Here is a 21,709-nt window from a genome sequence, read left to right as displayed (position 1 = left end):
GGGTCTTTCTTCCCGTTGTCGGCTAAGAGAAAGCTTGATCCACGTCGGATCTCTGACGCTGGCGCACGGAGAGGCGTGGACGGATGCGGAGACGGGCTTTGCGGCGGGCAGCGGCGCTCGCCGCCACGGGCGCACTGGTGATCAGTCCGCTGGTGATCGGTCCACCGGGGGCGCAAGCCGCGCCCCCGGGGCCTGCCGGCGACAGCGCGTCGGTCGTGCAGGGCGACACCGTCGAAGGCGGTGACATCGACAACCGACCGCAGGCCACCGCGCCGACCGACCGGCAGCGCGCCCTCGCGGGCGAACGCGGCAGCACGGTCCGGTGGAACCGGTACGGCTCGCCCGCGACGCTGGTGCCCCGCGCGGACCTGCGGACGCGGGGAAGCGGTTCCCCGGAAACCGTGGCGCGCGACTACCTGTCCGCCAACCGCGACGTGTTCGGCTTGGCGCAGCAGGACGTCGACTCGATGGACGTGCTCGTGAGCCGCCCGATGGGACAGGGCTCCTACGTCATGCTGCGCCAGCGGTTCGGGTCCGCGCCCGCGATCCTGGACGGGCTGGCGGCCTTCGGCATCCGCGACGGCGCGGTGGTGTTCCTCAGCTCGACCATGAGCCCCACCAGGGCCGCCCCGCAGGCCGCGACGCTGTCCCCGGAGCAGGCGGTGGACACCGCCGGGCTCGGTGACGCCACGCGGGTGCTGCTGGGCGCGGTGCCCATGCCGGACGGTCCCGCGCGGATGGCGTACCAGGTCGTCAGGATGACCGGGGAAAGCGGTTTCACCGATTACGTGGACGCCCGCACCGGCGAGCTGCTGGTCCGCGAGAACCTGGTGGACCACCAGGCGGACAACCCGGCCTGGGACGTGTTCCCGGCCAACCCGCCCGCCGACTACTCCTCGGCGGACACCCGCGAGCGGTGGTGCCTGGTGCGGCTGGAGGACTGCGAGCGGTCGGTCAGCACGGCCGACCGGGACCTGGCATGGGACGTCGACCCGGCCACCGGGACGCCCAGCCGGACCTCGTCGGGCAACTCCGCCCGCAGCACCGAGAAGTGGGACGACCTGGCCAACGGCACGGTCGGCACCCGCACCGCGGCCACCGCGGCCGACCGCCGCTACACCTACCCGTGGACCAACCAGTGGCACGAGGAGCGCTGCGACCCGGCGGTTTTCTCCTCCGCGCGGCAGAACGACGTCGACGCGGCGCTGGCCAACCTGGTCGCCACGCACAACCGGATGCACGACTGGTCCTACCACCTCGGTTTCACCGAGGAGACCTGGAACCTGCAGACCGACAACGGCGATCGCGGCGGACTGGGCGGCGACGCCGAGCGCGGCAACGCCCAGTCCGGCGGCCGGGCGGGCGGCGCGCCGCCGTCGTTCCCGTCCCGCAACAACGCCAACCAGGTCACCCCGCCCGACGGTGTCGCGCCGGTGACGAACATGTACCTCTGGCAGCCCACGCCCGGCGGGTTCTACGCGCCGTGCGTGGACGGCGACTACGACATGTCGATGATCGGCCACGAGTACGCGCACGCGATCACCAACCGGATGATCGCGGGCCCCGACAACGGTTGGGGCAGCGGCCAGGCGGGCGCGATGAACGAGTCGCACTCGGACCTGTTCGCCATGGAGTACCTGTTCGAGTACGGCTTCCAGCCCAGCGGCGACACCGCGCACGTCATCGGCGGGTACGTCTCCGCGGACGCCGGGGCGGGCATCCGCAACTACGACATGAGCCGCAGCCCCTTGAACTACAGCAACATCGCCTACGACCTGGTCGGCGCGCAGGTGCACGCCGACGGCGAGATCTGGGGCGCGACCAGCTTCGACGTGCGGCAGGCCATGATCGACAAGTACGGCCTCGGCACCCCGGAGTCGCAGCGGGCGTGCGCCGACGGCGAACTGCCCGTCGAGCAGTGCCCCGGCAACCGGCGCTGGGTGCAGCAGGCGTTCGACGCGCTGCTGCTCACCGCCTCCGGTGCGGTCAGCTTCGTCGACATGCGCGACGCCACCCTGGCCGCCAACGAGGTCCGCTTCGGCGGCGCGGACCTGCCGGAGCTGTGGGACGCCTTCGCCCGGCGGGGTCTGGGCCGCGACGCGGCCAGCAACGGCCCCAGTGCTGTGGACCCGACCCCGAGCTTCGCCTCGCCCGACGGGGAGAACGTGACGCTGCGGCTGTCCGCGGTGCCGGGGGCGCGGCTCTACATCGGCCACTACGAAGGGCGCACGGTCCCGGTGGCGGACACCGACCCGGCGACGGCGCTGCCCGACGCGGTGGAGGTCGTGCCGGGCGAGTACGACTTCATCGTCGCCGCGAACGGCTACGGCAGCACGCGGCTGCGGCAGGCGGTCCGGGAGGACAGCACGCTCAGCCCGTCGCTGACGCCCAACTTGGCCTCCCGCGCCCGTGGCGCGACCGCCACCGGCGACGGGGTGAACCTGGACCGGCTCATCGACGACACCGAGGCGACGAACTGGGCGTCGGTCGGTTCGCCGGTGGCGGGTCGGGGCGTCACGGTCGACCTCGCGGGCACCGCCCCGGAGGTGATCCGGCGGGTGCAGGTGAGCGCCCTGCTGCGGTCGGAGATCCTCCAGGACCCCGATCCCGGCGCGCAGAACCGGTTCACCGCGCTGCGGCAGTTCGAGATCCTGGCGTGCGACACCACGTCCGGCTCGTCGTGCGCGTCCCCGGCCGACTTCCGCCTGGCCTACACCAGCCCGGCCGACGCCTTCCCGGCGGGCATCCCCCGGCCGACCGCGCCGGACCTGACCGCGCGCTCGTTCCCGACGCCGCCGATCACGGCCACCCACCTGAGGATCCAGGTGGTGTCCAACCAGTGCACGGGCGCGCCGGACTACGCGGGGTCGCAGCACGACGACCCGCGGTCGACCAGCGACTGCGCCACCGGCAACCCGGAGCTGGCACGCGCCGTGCGCATCTCCGAGCTGCAGGCGTTCCGCGACTGAATCGACGCCAATTGGGACGCCATCTTTCCGGATGACACCGTCCTCACCGCACTGTCCGATGCGGACCGCTCACACCGAGCGATCTGGACACGCCCGACTCGCCTCAACGAGTCGGGCGTGTCTCATAATTCGGACAACTGTTTGCGCTCCCCGTTCGCCGGGCACTCGAAAGTGGTCCGCGAACGCGACCGGAGGTAACGCAGTGTCACGGTCGGGAAGTGAGAGCCTGTTGGCCAACCGGTACGAGCTCGCCGAGCCGATCGGGCTGGGCGGCATGTCCGAGGTCCACCGCGGCTGGGACACCCTCCTGCGCAGACACGTCGCGATCAAGCTGTTCCAGCCGGGCTTCGACGACGCCGCCGCCCAGCGGTTCGACAACGAGGTCCGCGCGCTGGCCAACCTCTCGCACCCCTGGCTGGTCTCCGTCTACGACGCCGACACCCACGAGGGCACCCCGTTCGTCGTGCTGCAACTGGTCGAGGGCGACACCCTGCGCGACCGGATCGAGCGGGGACCGCTGTCCCCGGACCAGGTGCGCAGGCTGGGGGCCGGGCTGGCCGACGCGCTGGCGCACGTGCACTCCCACGGTCTGGTGCACCGCGACATCAAGCCCTCGAACATCCTGCTCGACCGCGAGGACAACGCCTACCTCGCCGACTTCGGCCTGGTCCACCTGACCGGCGCGACGCGGCTGACCCGCACCGACCAGCTGGTGGGCACGGCCGCCTACCTCGCCCCGGAGCAGGTGCTCGGCCAGGAGGTCGACCACCCCGCCGACGTCTACGCCCTCGGCCTGGTGCTGCTGGAGTGCCTGACCGGGCGGCGCGAGTACGGCGGCGGCGACGTCGAGGCCGCGATCGCCCGCCTGCACCGCCCGCCCGCCATCCCCCAGCACCTGCCCGCCGACGTCGAACGGCTGCTGTCGCGGATGACCGCGTCCGCGCCGCACGACCGCCCCACCGCGCAGGACTGCGCACGGGCGCTGGCCGCCGCCTCACTGCTGCCCGACGACACCGTGCCGATGGGGACCGTGCCGACGGACGCCGCGCCCCTGGGCACAGTGCCCTCGGACACCGCGCAGGCCGCGCCGCGCCGCGAGCTGCGCCCCTCCCGGAAGGTGCTGGTCACGGTGGCGGGCGCGCTGGTCGGCGCGCTGAGCATCGGCACGGCCGCGACGGTCGGCCAGGAACCGGCGACCTCGCAGCCCGCCTCCTCCACCACGCCGCCCGCCTCCTCGGCACCGTCACAGCCGGTCGCCCCGCAGCTGCCGCAGGACGCGGCGCCGCAGGCCGTGTTCAACCCCCCGCAGAAGGCCGCCACCCAGACCCCGGACACCACCCAGGCGACCACCACCACTACCACCACGCCCCAGGTCACGACCTCGGAGACACCTTCGGCCACCACCTCCGCCCCCGCTGTGACCAGCGACCCGGCCACCGAGGTCACCACCTCCCCGCCGGTCATCACCACCACCGGGGGACAGACCTCCACCTCGGTGCCTCCCGCCTCCAGCCCCACCGACCTCCCGGAGAGCAACGCCGGGGCGGGCGAGCCGAGCCCGTCGGCCGATGAGCGGAGCTAGGTCCGCGGATCAGTACGGCTTGACCACGGGGACGCTGGGCTGCTGACCGGACGCGCCCAGCGTCCGGTCGTGGACCGCCCGCCACCCGCCGTTCCCGATCGCCTCCTCCAGGATCGCGTTCACCTCGTCCCGCAACGGCTTGTCGCCGTGGGCGAGGCCGATCCCGTACTCCACGGCGGCCGTCGGCTCGACGAGCAGGTCGAACCGGTTCGCCGCGAACGAGGCGTAGCCCAGCAGGACCGCCTCGTCGGAGACCACCGCGTCGACGGCCCCGGTGTCGAGCGCCTCGACGCAGTCCGCCCAGCTCGGCCTCGTCACGAAGTCGGCCCGCTCGACCCGTCCCGAGGCGGGGCGCGCGTCACCGACCGTGCACACCTCGCGCCCGCGCATCACGCCGGGGTCATCGGGCCACACGTACCCTTCGCGCACCAGCACGCTGGGCGCGCTGACCAGGTACGGGCCCGCGAAGTCGACCCTCCGCTTGGCCTCCTCCGTGATCGGGTAGTCGCCGACGACCATGTCCACCGCGCCGGAGGCGAGGGCGGTCTCGCGGTCGGCCGGGGCGACCGGCACGAAGGTGATCCGGTCCTCGTCGTAGCCCAGCCCGTCCGCGACCAGCTCGGCGATCTCCACGTCGAAGCCGCTGAACGTCTGGGACACCGAGTCCCACAGGCTCAGGCCGGGCTGGTCGTCGCGCACCCCGATGGTGACCGAGCCGCGCGCGGCCATGCGCTCCAGCGCCGATCCGCTCCCCCGCGACCAGTTCGCCCACAGCAGCGCCGCGGCGGCCAGCGCGATCACCAGCGCCATGACGCCCAGCACCTGGCGCCGTTCCCGCCGTGACAGCCCCTTCGGCTCGGGCCGGGTGGCGGTGCCGGAGGTGATCCGGCGGGTCGCCGCCGCGCCTGCGGGCAGCAGCGCGCCCGCCTCGGCGGCGGTGAGCCTGCGGGCGGGGTCCTTGCGCAGCAGACCCGCGATGACCGGTCCCAGCGCTCCGGGGACCGGCGGCGGTTCGTGGGTGAGCACGGCCCCGAGCACCGCCCGCACGTCGTCGCGCTGGAAGGGCGAGGTCCCGGTGACCGCGAAGTGCAGGGTGACGCCGAGCGCCCACAGGTCGCTCGCCGCCGCAGCGCCCGCGCCGCTGACGCGCTCGGGCGCGAGGTACTGCGGTGAGCCGATCAGCTGGTTGGTCGCGGTGAGCGCGGTGCCGCCCTCGACCGCCGCGATGCCGAAGTCGGTGAGCACCGCCCGGTCGCCGTCGAGCAGCACGTTGGCGGGCTTGACGTCGCGGTGCAGCACGCCCCGCTGGTGGGTGTAGGACAGGGCGGCGAGCAGCTGCCGGGCCAGGTCGACCGCCCGGTGCAGCGGCAGTGGTCCCTCCCGCTCGACGACCTCGGCCAGCGAAGGCCCCTCGACCAGCTCCATCACGATCCACGGCCGACCGCCCTCCAGGACCACGTCGTGCACGGTGATGACGCCGGGGTGCCGTAATCGCGCGCTCGCGCGGGCCTCGCGCAGCGTGCGCTGGAAGGCGGGCGCGGACTCCTCGACGGCGTCGAGGAGGGTCACCTCCTTGACCGCCACCTCGCGTTCGAGGAACTCGTCGGCGGCCCGCCACACCGTGCCCATGCCGCCGCTGCCGAGCCGGGCTCGCAACCGGTACCGGCCGGCCAGCAGCCGGTCCTCGGGATCGAGCATGGGCAGAAGATACCCACGCGGCGCGGCGCGCGTCAGCGGGTGTGTCAGCGGGTGCGTCAGCCGGTGAGCAGTCCCAGCAGCGCGTCCAGGACGCCCTCCGCCAAGCGGTCGACGACCACCGCGGCCAGGGCGGAGCCGACCGGGACGGCGACCCGGCGGACGGGCCCCGGTCGCGCCGCCGGGCGGATCGCGCTGTCCGGGTGGAGCGGGGTCGTGTCCAGGATGACGATCATGCCGCGAGTCTGGCCGTCCGCCGCAGCGCGGAACAGGTGGTTGACCGGGTTCGCCGGACAACCACCCGGCGTGGCACGAATACGGAGGAAGACCGGGCGCCGATCCCTAGACTCGTCTTCCGTGGCGATGTCGCATCCCGAGGTGCCCGGTTACGCGGTGGTCGGCTTAGCGGGGCGCGGTGGGTTCGCCGTGGTCTACCGGGCGCTCCAGGTCAGCGTCGACCGCGAGGTCGCGCTCAAGGTCGACAGCCGCATGGTGCTGGACGAGGCGGACCGGCGCAGGTTCCTCCGCGAGGCCAAGGCCGCGGGCAGGCTGTCCGGCCACCCGCACGTGGTGGGGCTCCACGACGCGGGCGTGCTGGCCGACGGGCGGCCGTACCTGGTGATGGAGCTGTGCACCGGCGGGTCGCTGCTGGACCGGCTGCGCACGGGCGGGCCCATGTCACCGGCCCGGGTGCGCGAGCTCGGGGTGCGGATCGCGGACGCGCTGGCCGCCGCGCACGCCGCCGGGGTGCTGCACCGCGACATCAAGCCCGCCAACATCCTCGTCAACCGCTACGGCGTGCCGGGACTGGCCGACTTCGGCCTGGCCGCGCTCGCCGAGCCGGGCCGGGACAGCTCGGCGAGCCTGTCCGCGCTGACCCCCGCCTACGCCGCGCCCGAGGCGTTCCGCCAGGAGCAGCCCACCGAGCGCGCCGACGTCTACTCGCTGGGCGCCACCCTCTACGCCCTGCTGTCGGGACGTCCGCCCCGGTTCCCCCGCGTCGGCGACCCCAACCTGGCCGAGATCATCCTGCTGCACGGCAAGCCGGTGCCCCCGGTGGCGGGCGTGCCGGACGAGATGATGGCGGTGCTGCGCAAGGCGTTGGCGAACGACCCGGCGCAGCGGTACGCGACTGCCGCGCTGTTCCGCGACGCCCTCTCCGCGCTCGACATCACCCCCGACACCACTGCCGAGAGCACTCCCGACGACACCCCTGACGGCGCTCCCGGTGGCACCACCGCCGCTACCCGCGACAGCACCGAGGTGGTCGACCCCGACCCACCCGCCCCGACGACGCACTTCGGCTTCGGGCCCAAGCGGGACGAGCAGCTCACCCTCGGTCGGGTGGTGACCCCGGACCCGGCCGACGACGTGACCGCGCACGTGGCCACGCACGTGGCTGCGGGCCCGCCCGCCGACCGGCCCGCGCGCCGCCGCGCGGGCCGGGTGCTCGGCCGGGTGGGCCGGGTCGTGGTGGCGCTGGCCGCGGTGGCCGTGCTGGTCTCCGCGGGCATCGCGTGGTGGGTGCTGTCGGGCGTGGACGAGCAGGTCAAGGTGCCCGGTGTGCTCGACGTGCCGGGCAGCCCCGACAGCGCCGACGGCATGACCGACCTGCTGCTGGTGGGCAGCGACAGCCGCACCGACGCCGAAGGGCGACCGCTGCCGGACGACGTGCTCAGGCAGCTGCGCACCGAGCAGTCGGCGGGCGTGAACACCGACAGCGCCATCCTGGTCCGGCTGTCGGAGGGCGGCGGTCGCGCGGCGGCGGTCTCCATCCCCCGCGACCTGCGGGTGCCGCTCCCCGACGCGGGCGAGGGGTCGATCAGCGAGGTGTTCGGCGTGGGCAAGCAGCGCGCGGAGGCCGAGCTGCGCGCGAGCGGGGTGGTCGACGAGCAGCGCCTGGCGCGGGAGTCCGACACCGCGGGCCGCCGCCTGCTGGTGCAGGTGGTGCAGCAGCTCACCGGGGTCCGCGTCGACCGGTACGCCGAGCTCAACCTGTACGGCTTCTACCTGCTCAGCCAAGCCGTGGGCGGGGTGGAGGTGTGCCTCAAGGCCGATGTCGCCGACCCCGGTTCCGGCGCGGTCTTCAAGGCCGGGCCGCAGTCGGTGTCCGGCAGCGACGCGCTGTCGTTCCTCCGCCAGCGGCAGGGGTTGCCGCGCGGCGACCTCGACCGGATCGCGCGCCAGCAGGCGTTCCTGGGCGCGCTGATCGACAAGATCACCTCCGCGGGCACGCTGACCGACCCGGCGGCCGTCTCCGACCTGGTCGCGGCCGTCAAGCGCACGATGGTCGTGGACTCCGGGTCGGACCTGCTCGACCTCGCCGGGCGGCTGCGGGAGGTGGCGGCGGGCGACGTCGACTTCCTCGTCCTGCCCGTGCAGGCGGCGGCAGGCGGTCCCGAGGGAGCCGTGACCGCCGACCCGGCCACGGTGCGCGCGTTCATCAATGGACTCCGGACCGCGAAGCCGGGTTCCGGCCCCGCCGCCGCCCCCAACCCCGTTCCCGCCGCTCCCCCGTGCGTCGACTGACCCCCGCGAGCCGAACCTCGAGGCTGTCAAGTAACCAAAGGCCGTGAACGTACGTCACCGTCTGCTCTGCCCCCGCAGCCGGGCAGGAGTCAGGGCCGGGTCGTCTGCCGGACCAACGGGCCGGGCAGACCGTGCGAATCGTCCGCGACGCGATGGGGCATGTCGTCGAGCAGAGCGGTCCGGATTCGACCGCGGTGTTCCGCCGCGATAGCGCGGGCCGTGTGCTGGAGGCCCGCGACGACAGCCGTGAGGTCGAACGAACGCTCGCCGACGCCGCGGTCCTCACCCAGACCCGGGACGCCAACCACTGGCTCAGGGCACAGGCCGTCACCGGGGCAGGCACCACCGGTCTGATTCAGCGACGTTCCTACGACTACCGCGGCGGCGGATACGTGAACAGGATCATCGACCAGCTCAGCGGAGTCCGGGAGCACTCGCTCGACCAGGTAGGGCGGGTCACCTCGGTCGACGGTCCACAGTGGAGCGAGCGATACGCCTACGACGCCGCCCGGCTGGGAGGTCGGCGGAGACCCCGCGCGTCGAGGTGAGCCCGGCTACCGGTACTCGGAAGACCCAGGGGCGCACGGCAACTACTCGCAATTCGAGACACCGGACGGCTCCCGCGTCATCGCCGAGCACACCAACGACCCGAGGGCACCGCAACCGCACTTCCACGCCGGGCAGCCCAAGGGGGACCCGGCTCGTGACGGCGTGGACTTCGGTTGGGGCGGCGGTTCGGAGTTCGAGAGGTACGGTCAGGTCGACGGCAAGCACCACTACTACTACCCGGAGGGCACCTAGATGGCCGACCGCACGGCGATGCTCGCCGCAGCAGGTCTGGAAGTCCTGGGCACCCTCGACCTAGCGGGTGACCTGGCGCCGGCGGAGGCGTGGCGCCGGGTCGTCTCCGGCACCGCTCACCCGACGGTCGAGATCCCTGACGACACCGCCGACGCGGACGACCGAATCGACGCCGAATGGCGGGAACTGGCTCTGCGGCACGGCGTGCTGGCCGATGACGGCACCTTCCTGATCAGCCCTCCAGGCCCCGGCGCGTTCACCGCACCGTGGACCGCCGTCCGGCTCACCGACCACACCCGCCTCGCCCGCCATCTCACCACCAACCCCAACGAGCCTGAATTCGTCACGGCCTCCGCCGACGGGACCGTGGTCCTTGGCGTCACCACCGAGGAATACGCCGTCTGGCTCGTCATCGACTGACTGGGGCGATCCCATCACCGGAGGGCCTCCGCAACCTTGTGGCTGCCGAGAACTTCATCCGTGCGGGGAATCGCGCCGATCACCTGCCGATGGCTACGCCACCGGCCCGTCTGCGCAGGCAGCGACGGCGCGATCCTCGCCCACACTTCGTCCGTCAGCTCACCACGTCCCACCACCCACCATCATCCGCACCCGATCATGAGGAAGATCCGCAGGACACGCACTAGTCGGCCACCAGGGCGCTGCCGCTCCACGCGGAGGAGGAGCCCGCCCGCCCCCGCACCGCCACGTACTCGCGCTGGCGGCGCACCAGCCAGCGGCCGAGCGCGAGGCCGGTGGCCCCGTGCTCGGGGTGCACGAGGTAGGCGGGGGCGGTGTTCTCCACGTAGGCCACGGCCAGTCCCAGCGGGTCGACCACCCCCGAGGTCCACCGGGTCGAGCCGGGGTCTGCGGTGAGCGTGTGCGGGTTGCCGCCCGCTGCGCCGCGCACGAGTTCCACGCCCTCCGGCGAGACGTCGGTCAGCCGCGCGTACCGGCCCAGCCGCACCGTGGAGGCCACCAGGTCGAACGGCAGCACCAGCAGGTCCCCCTGGGCGTGCAGCCCGTCCACCACCGGCACCGACACCTCCCGCTCCAGGTGGTCGAGCACGTCGAGGTTGGTCTTGTCGAGCAGTTCGAAGAGCTTCACCGGCACCTCTGCTTCAGGTTCGTCGGACGAGGAGGGCGTACTGAGCGCCCGTGAGGCCGTAGGTCCAGGCGGCGGCGTCCACGGGGTCGTCGAACCACGCCGGGACGCGCAGGCCGTACCTGCGGCGGGTGCCGTCGCGCTCGACGGACCCGTTGACGGTCACCAGGAGCCGCTGGTGCGGCCCCCAGTCGGGGGGCTGGTCGTAGAGCCGCAGCTCGTGCCCGTCGTTGCCGGGGTCGGGGGCGGTGCCCACCAGCACCAGCCCCGCGCCGTCGATGAACTCCGCCCACCCCAGGCGCTCCACGGCGCAGCGGCGCACCTCGGCGTTGCGCTCGGCCGCGATGCGTTCGGGCGTCGGGTCCTCGATCACCCAGGCCGGCACGCGGGTGCCATGCCACGCGTGCAAGGCGAACCCGTCGCCGTAGGCCACCGCAGGGCCGCTCGCGTGGTGCGGGCGCGGGTCCTCGCCCGGTTCGAGGTGGACCGCGACCGGCCGTTCGGAGACCACGCAGCGGCCCTCGCGGGGCCACCACCAGCCGCACGAGCGCGCGAGCACCGCCCACAGGTCCAGTTCCGCGCGGTCCTCGGCGCTCGGCGACAGGTCGCCCAGCGCCGCGTACACCTCCAACCACGCGATCCAGTCGCTCTCGTGCTGGCCGTACCAGCACAATCCGACGGTCTCGCCCAGTTCGGCGCGCACGAACCCGGCCACCCGGTCGCGCACCAGGCCGCGCAGCGGCTCCAGGAGGTGGGTTTCCGCGATCTCGGCGGGTGCGCGCCCGGCGCGCAGCCCGTCCAGCGCATCACCTCGCCACGGCAGCGTCCAGTCGCGCTGTGGCAGCTGCCTGGCCAGCCGCCACCGCAACGCGCTCCACCGGTCGGCGATGGCGTTGGCGACGCCGTGCTCCTGGTCGCGCCCGAGGTTGCGGATAGGTCCGGGAGGCACCAGGCGCAGGGCCGCGCGAGGCGAGTCGACCCAGGTGAACTCCGGTGGCGGTCGGTCGGCCATCCGGTAGAGCGCCGAGATCGCGGCCTCGGTGGTCACCCGGTCGGCGGGCCCGGTGGTGAGCGCGTGGGTCCGCCACTCGTCGCACAACGCCACGGCACGCCACCAGCGCTCGGCGTCGACCGGAACCGCAGGGGAAGAGGGGAACTGATGACGGGCAGCGCCGCGACGGCGCCTGCGGCTCACCGGCCGAGGGCGCTACCGCCCCTTCGCATCGACATGGCGGGAATGATCGCATCGCGCCCGCCCGCGCCACAAGACCCGCCTCACCGGGTGGAGACGGGGAACGGGTCGACTGCTCACCCACCACACCGGGTACTCGGGATCATGCGCTCACTTCGCGACGGGGTCGCGGCGGTCACCGGGGCACCCGTGCGGCGGGGGCGGACGTCACAGGGCCGCGGCCCCGGTGACGACCAGCAGCACCACGTCGATGACGGCCACCAGCAGCAGGGCGTTGAACGCCGCTCGGGAACCGGGGCGCCGGGCGCGCAGCCCGCCGACCACCAGGACCGCGACCGACAGGGGCAGCGCCACCAGCCCGGCAGGCGAGACCGGACCGGCGGGGCCGAGCACCAGGACCACCGAGGCGAGCAGCACCAGGGCGGCGGCCAGCACGGCGCTGGCGCGCGCGCCGAGGCGGTGCGGCAGGCCGCGGACCCCGGTGGCGAGGTCGTCGTCGATGTCGGGCAGGACGTTGGCGAAGTGGGCGGCGCTGCCCAGCACCGCCCCGGCCAGCACCAGCCAGGCGGGCGGCCAGGGGTGGCCCGGCGTGCCGATCACCAGGTAGGCGGGCAGCAGCCCGAAGGACACCGCGTAGGGGGCCACGGAGAAGGCGGTGCCCTTCAGCCCGAGGTCGTAGGCCCAGGCGGAGATCAGCGCGACCACGTGGGCGGCGGCGGCGAGCGGGCCCGCGAGCAGGGACAGGACGACCGCCAGCGGCGCGGCGATCCCGGCGGCGACGGCGACCGACCGCCTGCTGACCTCACCGGTGACCACCGGCTTGTCGCGCCGGTCCACCGCGGCGTCGCGCCGGGCGTCGAGGGCGTCGTTGAGCCACCCGACCGACAGCTGGCCGGTCAGCACGGCGGCGGCGACCCCGACCAACCCCCAGCCCGTGCGGCCCGCGGTGGCGGCGACGGCGGTGGACACGGCGGTGACGGCGAGGGCGGGCAGCGGATGGCAGGCACGGACCAGAGCGGGCAGACGCGGCACGGGGGGCCAGTGTGCCGGCTGGGCGAGCTGCCGAGGAACGACCAGCGGCTCTACGAGCTGCTGGCCGACCAGTGGTGGCGGCCGAGGGGTGCGTTCGCGATGCTGCACTGGCTGGCCGTGGCCAGGGCCGCGCTCGTGCCGCCCGCCACCCGCCCCGGCGCGGTCCTGCTGGACCTGGGCTGCGGGGCGGGTCTGCTCGCCCCGCACGTGCGCGACAAGGGCTACCGGCACGTCGGCGTGGACCTGTCGCCCTCGGCCCCGGTCCAGGCACGCGCCCACGGTGTCGACGCGGTGCGGGGCGACGTGCTCGCCGTGCCCGCCGCCGACGGGTCGGCCGACGTCGTGGTGGCCGGGGAGATCCTGGAGCACGTGCCCGACCTGCGGGCCGCCGTCGCGGAGGCGTGCCGCGTGCTGCGCCCCGGCGGGCTGCTGGTGCTGGACTCGCTGGCCGCCACCGCGCTGTGCCGCCTGCTGGCCATCGGCGTCGCCGAGCGGGTGCCCGGCCTTGCTCCGCGCGGGGTGCACGACCCGGCCCTGCTGGTGGACCGCGCGGCGCTGGTGCGCGAGTGCGCACGTCACGGTGTGCGGCTGGCTCTGCGGGGTATCCGCCCCTCTGTGCCGGGTCTGGTGGCCTGGCTGTCCGGGCGCGCCGCCGACGTGGCGATGGTGCCGACCCGGATGACCGCCGTGCTGTTCCAGGGGGTCGGCGTCAAGGCCGGCCGTGAGGGGGGATGAGGGTTGACCGCACCAGCGCACCAGCGGACGGGGAGCACCACACGGGTGCCCAGGTGGTGAGCGCGCACGTCACGGGCGTCGGCACCGCGCTGCCGCGCGCCTTCGACCAGCAGGCGGTGTGGGACGGCTACTTCCGCGAGCACTTCGGCGGCAGCCGCGTCGCGGAGCGGATCTTCCGCTCGGTGGCGGTCTCCCGCAGGCACGCGGTGGTCAGCCCGCTGGACGAGGACCTGTCCGGCACGTCGACCGACGCGCGGATGCGGCGCTACGAGGAGTTCGCGCCCGGACTGGGGCACGCCGCCGCCACCGCAGCGATCGAGTCCGCCGGTCTCACCCCCGCCGACGTCGGCCAGCTCACCGTGGTCTCCTGCACCGGCTACACCGCGCCGGGCCTGGACACCCTGCTGGCCGCGTCGCTGGACCTGCCCGACCGGGCCCGGCGGCTGCTCGTCGGGCACATGGGCTGCTACGCGGCCCTGCCCGCGCTGGCGGCCACCGCGGACTTCGTCGTCGCGCACCAGCGCCCGGCGGTGCTGCTGTGCGTCGAGCTGACCTCCCTGCACCTGCAGCCGCCCACCCGCGAGGTGCAGCAGGTGGTGTCGCACGCCCTGTTCAGCGACGCCGCCGCGGCGATCGTCCTGCGGCCCGGCGACGCCCCCGGCGGCCTCGAACTGCTCGGCACCACCAGTCACACCGACGCCACCACCCGCGACCACATGACGTGGCGGATCACCGACCACGGGTTCCGCATGGACCTGTCCCCGCACGTGCCCGAGGTGCTGGGCAAGCACGTGGGCACCGAGGTGGAGGATCTGCTCGCCGAGCACGGACTGGTGCCGTCGGACGTGCGGGGCTGGGCCGTGCACCCCGGCGGGCCGCGCATCCTGGCGACCGTGGAGCGGGAGCTGGACCTCCCGGCCGCCGCGCTGGAGCACTCCCGGCACGTGCTGCGCGAGCACGGCAACTGCTCCTCGGCGACCGTGCTGCTGGTGCTGGACCGGCTGCTCAGCCGCGGCGGCCTGCGCCCCGGCGACCCCGTGGTGGCCATGGCGTTCGGGCCGGGGCTGACGCTGTGCGCGGCGCTGCTGCGCGTCACGTGACCGGCGTCGACGCGGCGGCGGACGTGGCGGCGGACGTGGCGGTGGACGTGGCGGTGGACGTGGCGGTGGACGTGGCGGTGGACGAGGTGGCGGACGAGGTGGACGTGCCGGTCGTCGTGGTCGGCGCCGGGCCGACCGGGCTCACCGCCGCGACGCTGCTGGCCCGCCACGGCGTCGAGTGCCTGGTGCTGGAGCGGTGGGAGTCGGCCTACCCGCGTCCCCGCGCGGTGCACCTCGACGACGAGGTGCACCGCGTGCTGGCCCGGCTGGGGCTGGGCGAGGAGTTCGCCGCGATCTCGTGGCCGTGCCGGGGCCTGCGGCTGGTGGACCGGGACCGGCGGGTGCTGGTCGAGTTCCGGCGCGCTGCCGACGCGGGCAGGCACGGCTACCCCGAGGCCAGCATGTTCGACCAGCCGGAGCTGGAGCGGCTGCTGCGCGCGAACCTGGCGCGGCACGCGGGCGTCGAGCTGCGCGGGCGGGCGGAGGTCACCGCGATCGCGCAGGACGGCGACGGGCCGGTGCGGGTGGAGTTCACCGACCGCGCCACCGGCCGGTCCCACACCGTCCGCGCGCGGTACGCGCTGGGCTGCGACGGCGCCAACAGCCTCACCCGCGCCGCGATCGGGGCGGTGGCCCGCGATCTGGGCTTCACCCAGCGCTGGCTGGTCGTGGACGTGGCCACCGCGGCCCCGCTCGACGCCTGGGAGGGGGTGCACCAGGTGTGCGACCGCGACCGCCCGGCGACGTTCATGCGGGTCGGCCGGACCCGCTACCGCTGGGAGTTCCGGCTCGCGCCCGGCGAGAGCGCCGAGGACTTCGGCACGATGGCCGAGCTGCGCCCGCTGATCTCACCGTGGACCGGTGGCGTGCCGCTGGAGGACTCGGCGCTGGTGCGCGTGGCCGAGTACACCTTCCGCGCGCAGGTCGCCGACCGGTGGCGGGACCGCGGCGTCTTCCTCCTCGGCGACGCCGCCCACCTCACGCCCCCGTTCACCGGCCAGGGACTGGGGGCGGGCCTGCGCGACGCGGCCAACCTGTGCTGGAAGCTCGCCGGGGTGCTCGACGCAACCCTGCCGGAGTCCGCGCTGGACACCTACCAGTCCGAACGCGCCCCGCACGTGTGCGTGATGATCGCGCTGGCCAGGCTGCTGGGGGCCGCCATGACCGAGGGCGGGCGGGTCGGCGACCTGCTGCGCGGCGCGGTGGTCCCCCGGCTGCGGCTGCTGCCCGGCCTGCGGGACCGGGTGCTCAGCAGCGAGACGCCCGCGCTGCGCCGTTCCGAGCTGGTGCGGCGGCCCCCGCTGCGCGGCGGCCTGGCGGGCGGGCTGTGCCCGAACGCGGTGCTCGGCGACGGCCGCCGCTTCGACGACGTGGCCGCCGGGCGCTTCGCGGTGGTCACCTCGCGGGCCGACCCGCCCGAGCTGCGGGCCGCCGTGCGGCGGCGCGGAGCCGTCCTGGTGGTGACCCGTCCCGGCGAGGAGCTGCACTCCTGGCTGCGCCGGGGGCGCGCGCGGGCGGCCCTGGTCCGCCCCGACGGCGCGGTCCTGCGGGCCGGGCGCGACCCGGTCGCGCTCTGCGCCGCCCTGCCCTGCCGCGCACCGGCCCTCTGAGGGGCGATCACCACCCCGCGTCGGCCGGGTGCGGGGCGTACACCACGCTCCAGGGGCGGTCCTGGTCCGCCTGCGGCACGCTCATCGGCTGCGGGGCGCGCTCCTCCAGCGTCGCCGCGGCGATGGCCGCGAACCGCTCGGCGGCCGGGTGCGGCGACTGCGCGGGCCAGGCGGCGGAGGTGCTGCGGTGCAGCGGGTGCCCGGTGAGGGGACGCCAGACCACGCGCGCCTCGCGGCGCGCGGTGCTCTCCGGTTCGAACGCGACGCCCTGCCCGGCGAGCACCAGGCCCAGCAGGAACTCGGTGTCGCGGGCGTGGCGGACGCGAGCCGGGGTGAAGCCGTGCCGCCCGCACACGTCCAGGACGTGGTCGTGCCAGCCCGGCGCGGTGGGGCGGGGCGGCAGGACCAGGTCGTGGCCCGCGAGGTCGGCAGGCGCCAGTTCGGCGCGCCGCGCCAGCGGCGACGCGCGCGGCAGCAACACCCCCAGCCTGGTCCGCACGACCGGGCCGAACCGCAGGTCCGGGGCTTCGACCGGGTGGTGCACCAGCCCGATGTCGAGCCGGGCGTCGGCCAGCGCCCGCAGCTGCTCCCCCGTGGTCAGCTCCTGCAGGTCCACGTCGAGGCCGGGCAGCTGCTCGGTCAGTGCGCGCAGGAGGGCCTGGAGCACGACGGCGGGCGTCTCGGGCGGCACGCCCGCGCGCAGCACCCCCAGCGCGCCCTCGCGCACCAGGCGCGCCAGGGTGCGCATCCGCTGCTCGGCCGCGAGCAGCCCGCGCGCCTGGTCCAGCAGCAGCGCGCCCGCCGGGGTGAGCCGGACCCGGCGGCGGGAGCGGTCGAACAGCTCGACGCCCAGCTCCCGCTCCAGCCGCTGGACGGACTGGCTCAGCGGGGGTTGCGCGATGCCGAGCACCTCGGCGGCGCGGCCGAAGTGCAGCTCCTGCGCCACCACCGCGAAGTGGCGCAGGTGCCGGAGGAGATCCACGGCCCGAAGGTACGCCGGCCGCCGGCTACCGTGGCGGCGTGCTCATCGCGGAGATCTTCGACGAGGTCGGCGTCGACGCGCGCCTGCACGCGGTCGACCTCGACACCGGCCGCGAGGTCGGCATGGGGGCCGACGAGCAGGTGGTGATCGCGTCGGTGTTCAAGGTGCTGCTCGTGCTGGAGTTCGCGCGGCAGGTGGTGGCCGGGCAGGTCGACCCCGCCGAGCGGGTGCTGGTGCGCGCGCACGACCGGTTGGGCGGCTGGGGCACGGCCGGGTGCGCCGACGACGTGGAGCTGTCCCTGCGCGACCTGGCCTACTTCACCATGTCGGTCAGCGACAACACCGCCGCCGACCTGCTGCTGCGCCGGGTCGGGCCGGACGTGCTGCCGCTGCTGGCCGCCGAGCTGGGGCTGTCCCGCACGCGGGTGCTCGGCGGGCCGCGGCAGCTGCTGGAGTCGATGTTCGACGACGTGGGCGCGCGCGACGCGGCCGAGTTCGCGCGGGTGTTCGCCACCCTGTCCGAGGAGCGGGTGCGGTCGCTGCGCGTGTTCGACCCCGAGCGCACCACCTCCAGCACGGCGCGCGAGATCACCCGGCTGCTGGCCCTGATCTGGCGCGACGAGGCGGGGCCGCCCGCCGCGTGCGCGATGGTGCGGGAGCTGATGGCGCGGCAGATGTCCTGGACCCGGCTGGCGTCCGGGTTCCCGCCCGGAGTGCGGGTGGCGGCCAAGACCGGCACCCTGCCGGGCCTGCACATGGAGGCGGGTGTGGCGCAGTACCCGGACGGCGGCCGGTACGCGATCGCGGTGTTCGCGCGCACCCAGCGGCTGGCCACCCGGCGGATCGACGTGGACCTGGCGATGGGCGAGGCGGCGCTGGCCGCGGTCGAACAGCTGCGCGCGGTGTGAACCGCGTCTCACCGCCCGCACCGGGCCGGGTCCGCCTGCCAGGACCGATACGCGGCCCGCTATCACAGCCCCGCCGCGGTGGTCTTGGACGCGCCGCGCCGGGCGTTGCTTGGCTGCGCGCCATGACCGATCCACGACTGGGCCGTCGCCGCTTCCTGGCCACCGCGGCGGGCGCGGCGGCAGGCATCCCGGTGGCCGCCGCTTCCGCGATCCCGCCCACCGCGCAGGCCGCGCCGCGCCGCCGGGGGCGGGGCGGGTCCACCGCCACGTTCCGCTGGCTGGGCACCGCCGGTTGGCGCGTCGACATCGGCGCGAAGACCGTGCTGGTGGACCCGTACCTGAGCCGCTTCGACACCGGGTTGTTCAAGCCGCCGTTCAACCCGGCCACCGGGCTGACCGTCGACGCCGAGCGCATCGCCGAGCACGCGGGCACCCCGGAGACGATCCTGGTCACCCACACCCACTGGGACCACTACAACGACGTGCCGCACATCGCGCGGCGCTCCGGCGCCAGGGTGTTCGGCACGCTCACCGCCTACCACCTCGGCCTGGCGCACGGCCTGCCCACCGGGCAGCTCAGCCCGGTCAAGGGCGGCGAGGTGCTGGACTTCGGCGAGTACACCGTGGAGGTGGTGGCCTCGCTGCACAGCCGCAACCCCTCGTACTCGATGGCCTTCCCCGGCGTGCGCACCGAGGTGCCCGCCCCGCCCGCGACGATCGCCGACCTGCCGGAGGGCGACACGCTGGCCTTCCAGATCACCCCGCGCGGCGGCCCCTCGGTGTTCTTCATGGGCGCCAGCGACTTCGTCGAGCGCAACCTGGCGGGCCTGGCCCCCGACGTGGCGATGGTCGCGGTGCCGAGCACCGACGTCACCCACGAGTACGCGCCGCGCCTGCTGGAGGCGCTGGGACGGCCCGCCACCGTGGTGCCGGTGCACTGGGACGACTTCGAGACGCCGCTGACCAACCCGCCCCCGGTCACGCCGGAGGACCGCAGGCGGCTCGACGGGTTCCTCGCCGCCGTCCGCCGGGTCGCGCCGCGCACCGAGGTATTGCTGCCGCGGTACCTGACGCCCTACACGTTCGCGTAGGCCGTCACGCGGACCGGGGCAGCGGCACCGCCTGGGGCACCGCGTCGAGCGTCAGGTCCTCCTGCGCCCGGCGCGGCGGCACCAGGAAGGGCTGCCGCTTGCGGCCCGCGAACAGCTCGCGCACCCACCGCGCGACCGCGCGCGGCGAGGGCGTGGTGTCGGGGCCGAAGTAAGCCTGGACGAGGAGGTCCTCCCCGCTGTGCGTCTCGACCGCGGCGGACCAGCCGAGGTCCTCCTCCCACAGCAGCGCCACGTCCCGGTCGGGGAAGCCGGGCAGCCTGCCGTCCAGCGCCAGGTAGGCCCCGACCGGCCGCTCGACCTGCACGAAGGAGCTCTCGCCGGACAGGCCCAGCTCCTCGGTGACCTGCCGGACGTAACCGCGAAGCCCGCGCACCTTGGCGTCGTCGAACTCCAGCTCCATCGCGCACCGCCCTCTCCACGCACGTGAGAACAACGCGCCGGCTGTTTGACGCCCACGTCCAGGTACCCCCGCCGACGGGAAGTAACCGCCCAAGATGCCCGATATGGCCGGTCTCACAACCGCGAGCCGGGCGTTCGCGCACCTCGGGCGGCCCTTGCCGGAGCGCCCCCGGTCAGAGGAAGCCGAACAGCGGCGGGAAGACCAGGGCCACCACCCACGCCCACCCCGCGTACACCGGCAGGTAGTTGGTCTGCCAGCGCTCCAGCGCCGCGAACGGCGCGCGGCGGCGGACCATCCCCAGCAGCAGCCAGGCCGACCAGGCGAGGTTGGCCAGCAGGATGACGTTCTCCCCCAGCGCCGCCGCCTTGTTGGGCGTGGTGCCGTACTCGGTGATGCGCCCGGTGATCGCCAGCAGCACCAGCACGTCGATGGCCAGCGCGCTGACCACGAGGGCCAGCTGCAGCTTGTCGAACGGGCCGGGCGGGGCCAGCGGGTCGCGCGCGGAGATCGAGTAGAGCAGCAGTCCCAGCACCACGGCCAGCAGCAGGTCGAACAGGATCAGCGCTTCCCGCTCGACGTCGATGCCCCCGCCGGTCACCCCGTAGGTGACCAGGAAGGCCAGCAGCACCGCGGTGAACAGCGGGGTGAACAGCCGCGTGAGCACCGGGGCGATGTTCTCCACGACGCTCTGCTTGGCCTCCACCAGCCACCCGGCCACCACCACCGCCCCGGCGGCCCCGCAGGGCAGCAGCCAGCGCCCCACGAAGTCCTCCGGGGATGCGCCGATGGTCTCGAAGGTGCCGAACACGAAGACGGTCAGCACCCCGCCGCCGAGGGCGATGAGGACGTAGTAGACGAACCACTCGCCGGTGAAGCGGACGAAGTCCATGCGCCTGCGCGGCGAGCGCGGGTCGTCGGCCACGTAGGCCACGCCGACCGCGAACCACAGGGCGATGAGGAGGTGGATGCTGGTCAGCACCACCGACTGGGAGTCCTCGGCGAGCGGGTAGGCGTTGGCCGCCACGGCCCCGAGCGCGAACAGCGCGAGCAGGACGCCGACCACCACCCTGCCCGCGCGACGGCGCCAGGCCAGGAAGGCCGCGAGCCAGGGCAGCACGAGCAAGCCCGCGTTGGGCCCGTAGAACGCGCCGTCCCGCTCGAAGTCCGCGCCGAACAGCTCCGGCGCCTTGACCGACACCGCCGCGCCCACCGCGCACAGCACCATCGCGAGCAGCTCGCGCCGGGGCCGCCCGCCCACCGCCGGGTCGTCGGTCCCGCCGGTCAGCACCAGCTGCTTCCACAGCCGCTCCGAGTGCTCCCTGGCGAACTCGCGGGCCAGCTCGTCCAGGCTGCCCATGCGCTTGACCGCGACCAGGAACGCCTCGTCGGCGCGCAGGCCTGCGGCGCGCAGCTCCTCGACCGACCCCCGGAGGTGGTCTTCGAGCTCGTCGGTGTCGGTCTGCCGCAGCTCCCGGCGGCGGCGCACGTACTGCCGCCACTGGGCGAACTGGGCCTCCAGGTCGTCCTGCTCGCCCGTCATGCGAAGCCTCCCCGCAGAACCGCCGTCAGCGGCCTGGTCTCCCCTGAGCCGGGCCAGATCTCCTTGAGCGCGCCGACCACCGCGTCCCACTGGCGGCGCTGCTCGGCCAGCTCGGCCAGGCCACCGGAGGTGATGCGGTAGTACTTGCGCCGCCGCTCCCCGGCCACCGACTGCCAGCTGGACTCCACGTGCCCGAGGCGTTCCAGCCGGTGCAGCAGGGGGTAGAGCAGCCCCTCGGTCCAGTCCAGCTCCCCGCCGGAGAGCTCGTTGATGCGCTTGAGGATGGCGTAGCCGTAGCTGTCCCCCTCGGCCAGGATGCCCAGCACCATCGGCGTCGCCGAAGCGGCCACGAGGTCCTTGGCGACTTTCACGGGACCTCCTTCAACCCTAGAAGCATGATGCATAGTACTTCTAGGT

19 protein-coding genes and 1 pseudogene are annotated in these 21,709 nt (G+C 74.5%); 11 read left to right on the top strand and 9 right to left on the bottom strand.

The window, feature by feature from the left end; translation table 11 throughout:
• The first annotated feature begins 83 nt into the window (after positions 1-83).
• Positions 84-2,969, top strand: coding sequence for a M36 family metallopeptidase (locus tag JOF41_RS06225; protein WP_209616914.1), 2,886 nt, complete (start codon positions 84-86; stop codon positions 2,967-2,969).
• 229 nt (positions 2,970-3,198) lie between these two features.
• Complete coding sequence (locus JOF41_RS06220) at positions 3,199-4,551, top strand: serine/threonine-protein kinase (protein ID WP_209616911.1); 1,353 nt, start codon at positions 3,199-3,201, stop codon at positions 4,549-4,551.
• A gap of 9 nt (positions 4,552-4,560) precedes the next feature.
• On the opposite strand, the gene JOF41_RS06215 is transcribed toward JOF41_RS06220, so the two are convergent.
• Together JOF41_RS06215 and JOF41_RS06210 are read right to left on the bottom strand one after the other, a co-directional pair.
• A complete protein-coding gene (locus JOF41_RS06215; RefSeq protein ID WP_209616908.1) occupies positions 4,561-6,249 on the bottom strand; it encodes a serine/threonine-protein kinase in 1,689 nt (562 codons plus the stop codon).
• Between the two features lie 56 nt (positions 6,250-6,305).
• Positions 6,306-6,482 (bottom strand): hypothetical protein, encoded by a 177-nt coding sequence (locus JOF41_RS06210; protein ID WP_189225482.1) that lies wholly within the window; start codon positions 6,480-6,482, stop codon positions 6,306-6,308.
• A 127-nt stretch (positions 6,483-6,609) separates the two neighbouring features.
• On the opposite strand from JOF41_RS06210, the gene JOF41_RS06205 reads away from it, so the two are divergent.
• From JOF41_RS06205 to JOF41_RS06190, 4 genes and pseudogenes are all read left to right on the top strand, one after another.
• Positions 6,610-8,775, top strand: a complete 2,166-nt coding sequence (locus JOF41_RS06205) for a protein kinase domain-containing protein (RefSeq protein ID WP_244990303.1) — start codon at positions 6,610-6,612, stop codon at positions 8,773-8,775.
• 131 nt (positions 8,776-8,906) lie between these two features.
• Positions 8,907-9,323, top strand: a complete 417-nt coding sequence (locus tag JOF41_RS06200) for a hypothetical protein (protein ID WP_189225480.1) — start codon at positions 8,907-8,909, stop codon at positions 9,321-9,323.
• A gap of 67 nt (positions 9,324-9,390) precedes the next feature.
• A pseudogene (locus JOF41_RS36705) lies at positions 9,391-9,576 on the top strand (HNH/endonuclease VII fold putative polymorphic toxin); the annotation flags it as partial.
• Entirely contained in the window at positions 9,577-9,996 is a 420-nt protein-coding gene (locus tag JOF41_RS06190; protein ID WP_189225479.1) for a hypothetical protein, read from the top strand. It abuts the pseudogene before it with no gap.
• 223 nt (positions 9,997-10,219) lie between these two features.
• Here the strand turns inward: JOF41_RS06190 and JOF41_RS06185 are convergent, their stop codons facing one another.
• The 3 genes from JOF41_RS06185 to JOF41_RS06175 form a co-directional block, all read right to left on the bottom strand.
• Positions 10,220-10,684 carry a DUF8820 family protein gene (locus JOF41_RS06185; RefSeq protein ID WP_307867257.1) on the bottom strand — a complete coding sequence of 155 codons (465 nt, stop codon included), beginning with the start codon at positions 10,682-10,684 and terminating at the stop codon, positions 10,220-10,222.
• A 13-nt stretch (positions 10,685-10,697) separates the two neighbouring features.
• Positions 10,698-11,786, bottom strand: coding sequence for a DUF6745 domain-containing protein (locus tag JOF41_RS06180; RefSeq protein ID WP_209616902.1), 1,089 nt, complete (start codon positions 11,784-11,786; stop codon positions 10,698-10,700).
• A 294-nt stretch (positions 11,787-12,080) separates the two neighbouring features.
• Positions 12,081-12,905, bottom strand: coding sequence for a UbiA family prenyltransferase (locus JOF41_RS06175; protein ID WP_307867256.1), 825 nt, complete (start codon positions 12,903-12,905; stop codon positions 12,081-12,083).
• 9 nt (positions 12,906-12,914) lie between these two features.
• On the opposite strand from JOF41_RS06175, the gene JOF41_RS06170 reads away from it, so the two are divergent.
• Genes JOF41_RS06170 through mhpA form a run of 3 tightly spaced genes read left to right on the top strand, consistent with a single transcriptional unit; the run spans position 12,915 to position 16,350 of the window.
• Positions 12,915-13,640 (top strand): class I SAM-dependent methyltransferase, encoded by a 726-nt coding sequence (locus JOF41_RS06170; protein ID WP_229796019.1) that lies wholly within the window; start codon positions 12,915-12,917, stop codon positions 13,638-13,640.
• Positions 13,637-14,740, top strand: a complete 1,104-nt coding sequence (locus JOF41_RS06165) for a type III polyketide synthase (RefSeq protein WP_209616898.1) — start codon at positions 13,637-13,639, stop codon at positions 14,738-14,740. The genes JOF41_RS06170 and JOF41_RS06165 overlap by 4 nt, the downstream gene beginning before the upstream one ends.
• Positions 14,737-16,350, top strand: a complete 1,614-nt coding sequence (mhpA, locus tag JOF41_RS06160) for a bifunctional 3-(3-hydroxy-phenyl)propionate/3-hydroxycinnamic acid hydroxylase MhpA (protein ID WP_307867255.1) — start codon at positions 14,737-14,739, stop codon at positions 16,348-16,350. Before JOF41_RS06165 ends, mhpA begins: the two co-directional genes overlap by 4 nt.
• Before the next feature lie 7 nt (positions 16,351-16,357).
• On the opposite strand, the gene JOF41_RS06155 is transcribed toward mhpA, so the two are convergent.
• Positions 16,358-17,332, bottom strand: a complete 975-nt coding sequence (locus JOF41_RS06155; protein WP_209616883.1) for a LysR family transcriptional regulator — start codon at positions 17,330-17,332, stop codon at positions 16,358-16,360.
• Between the two features lie 38 nt (positions 17,333-17,370).
• On the opposite strand from JOF41_RS06155, the gene JOF41_RS06150 reads away from it, so the two are divergent.
• Together JOF41_RS06150 and JOF41_RS06145 are read left to right on the top strand one after the other, a co-directional pair.
• A complete protein-coding gene (locus JOF41_RS06150) occupies positions 17,371-18,240 on the top strand; it encodes a serine hydrolase (RefSeq protein WP_209616879.1) in 870 nt (289 codons plus the stop codon).
• Positions 18,241-18,362: 122 nt separating this feature from the next.
• Positions 18,363-19,331 carry an MBL fold metallo-hydrolase gene (locus tag JOF41_RS06145; protein WP_209616876.1) on the top strand — a complete coding sequence of 323 codons (969 nt, stop codon included), beginning with the start codon at positions 18,363-18,365 and terminating at the stop codon, positions 19,329-19,331.
• Between the two features lie 4 nt (positions 19,332-19,335).
• Here the strand turns inward: JOF41_RS06145 and JOF41_RS06140 are convergent, their stop codons facing one another.
• The 3 genes from JOF41_RS06140 to JOF41_RS06130 all read right to left on the bottom strand — a co-directional run bounded on the left by JOF41_RS06140 (position 19,336) and on the right by JOF41_RS06130 (position 21,663).
• The gene (locus JOF41_RS06140) at positions 19,336-19,752 is read right to left on the bottom strand and encodes a DUF6292 family protein (RefSeq protein WP_189225471.1); all 417 of its coding nucleotides are present in this window, start codon (positions 19,750-19,752) and stop codon (positions 19,336-19,338) included.
• Positions 19,753-19,924: 172 nt separating this feature from the next.
• Complete coding sequence (locus JOF41_RS06135) at positions 19,925-21,292, bottom strand: permease prefix domain 1-containing protein (protein WP_209616873.1); 1,368 nt, start codon at positions 21,290-21,292, stop codon at positions 19,925-19,927.
• A complete protein-coding gene (locus JOF41_RS06130; RefSeq protein WP_189225469.1) occupies positions 21,289-21,663 on the bottom strand; it encodes a PadR family transcriptional regulator in 375 nt (124 codons plus the stop codon). The genes JOF41_RS06135 and JOF41_RS06130 overlap by 4 nt, the downstream gene beginning before the upstream one ends.
• Between the last annotated feature and the right edge of the window lie 46 nt (positions 21,664-21,709).

The organism is Saccharothrix coeruleofusca (assembly GCF_017876325.1).
Taxonomy (GTDB): Bacteria; Actinomycetota; Actinomycetes; order Mycobacteriales; family Pseudonocardiaceae; genus Actinosynnema; species Actinosynnema coeruleofuscum.
Note: the sequence above shows the minus strand (reverse complement) of the source record. Positions and strands in the feature narration are given on the sequence as shown.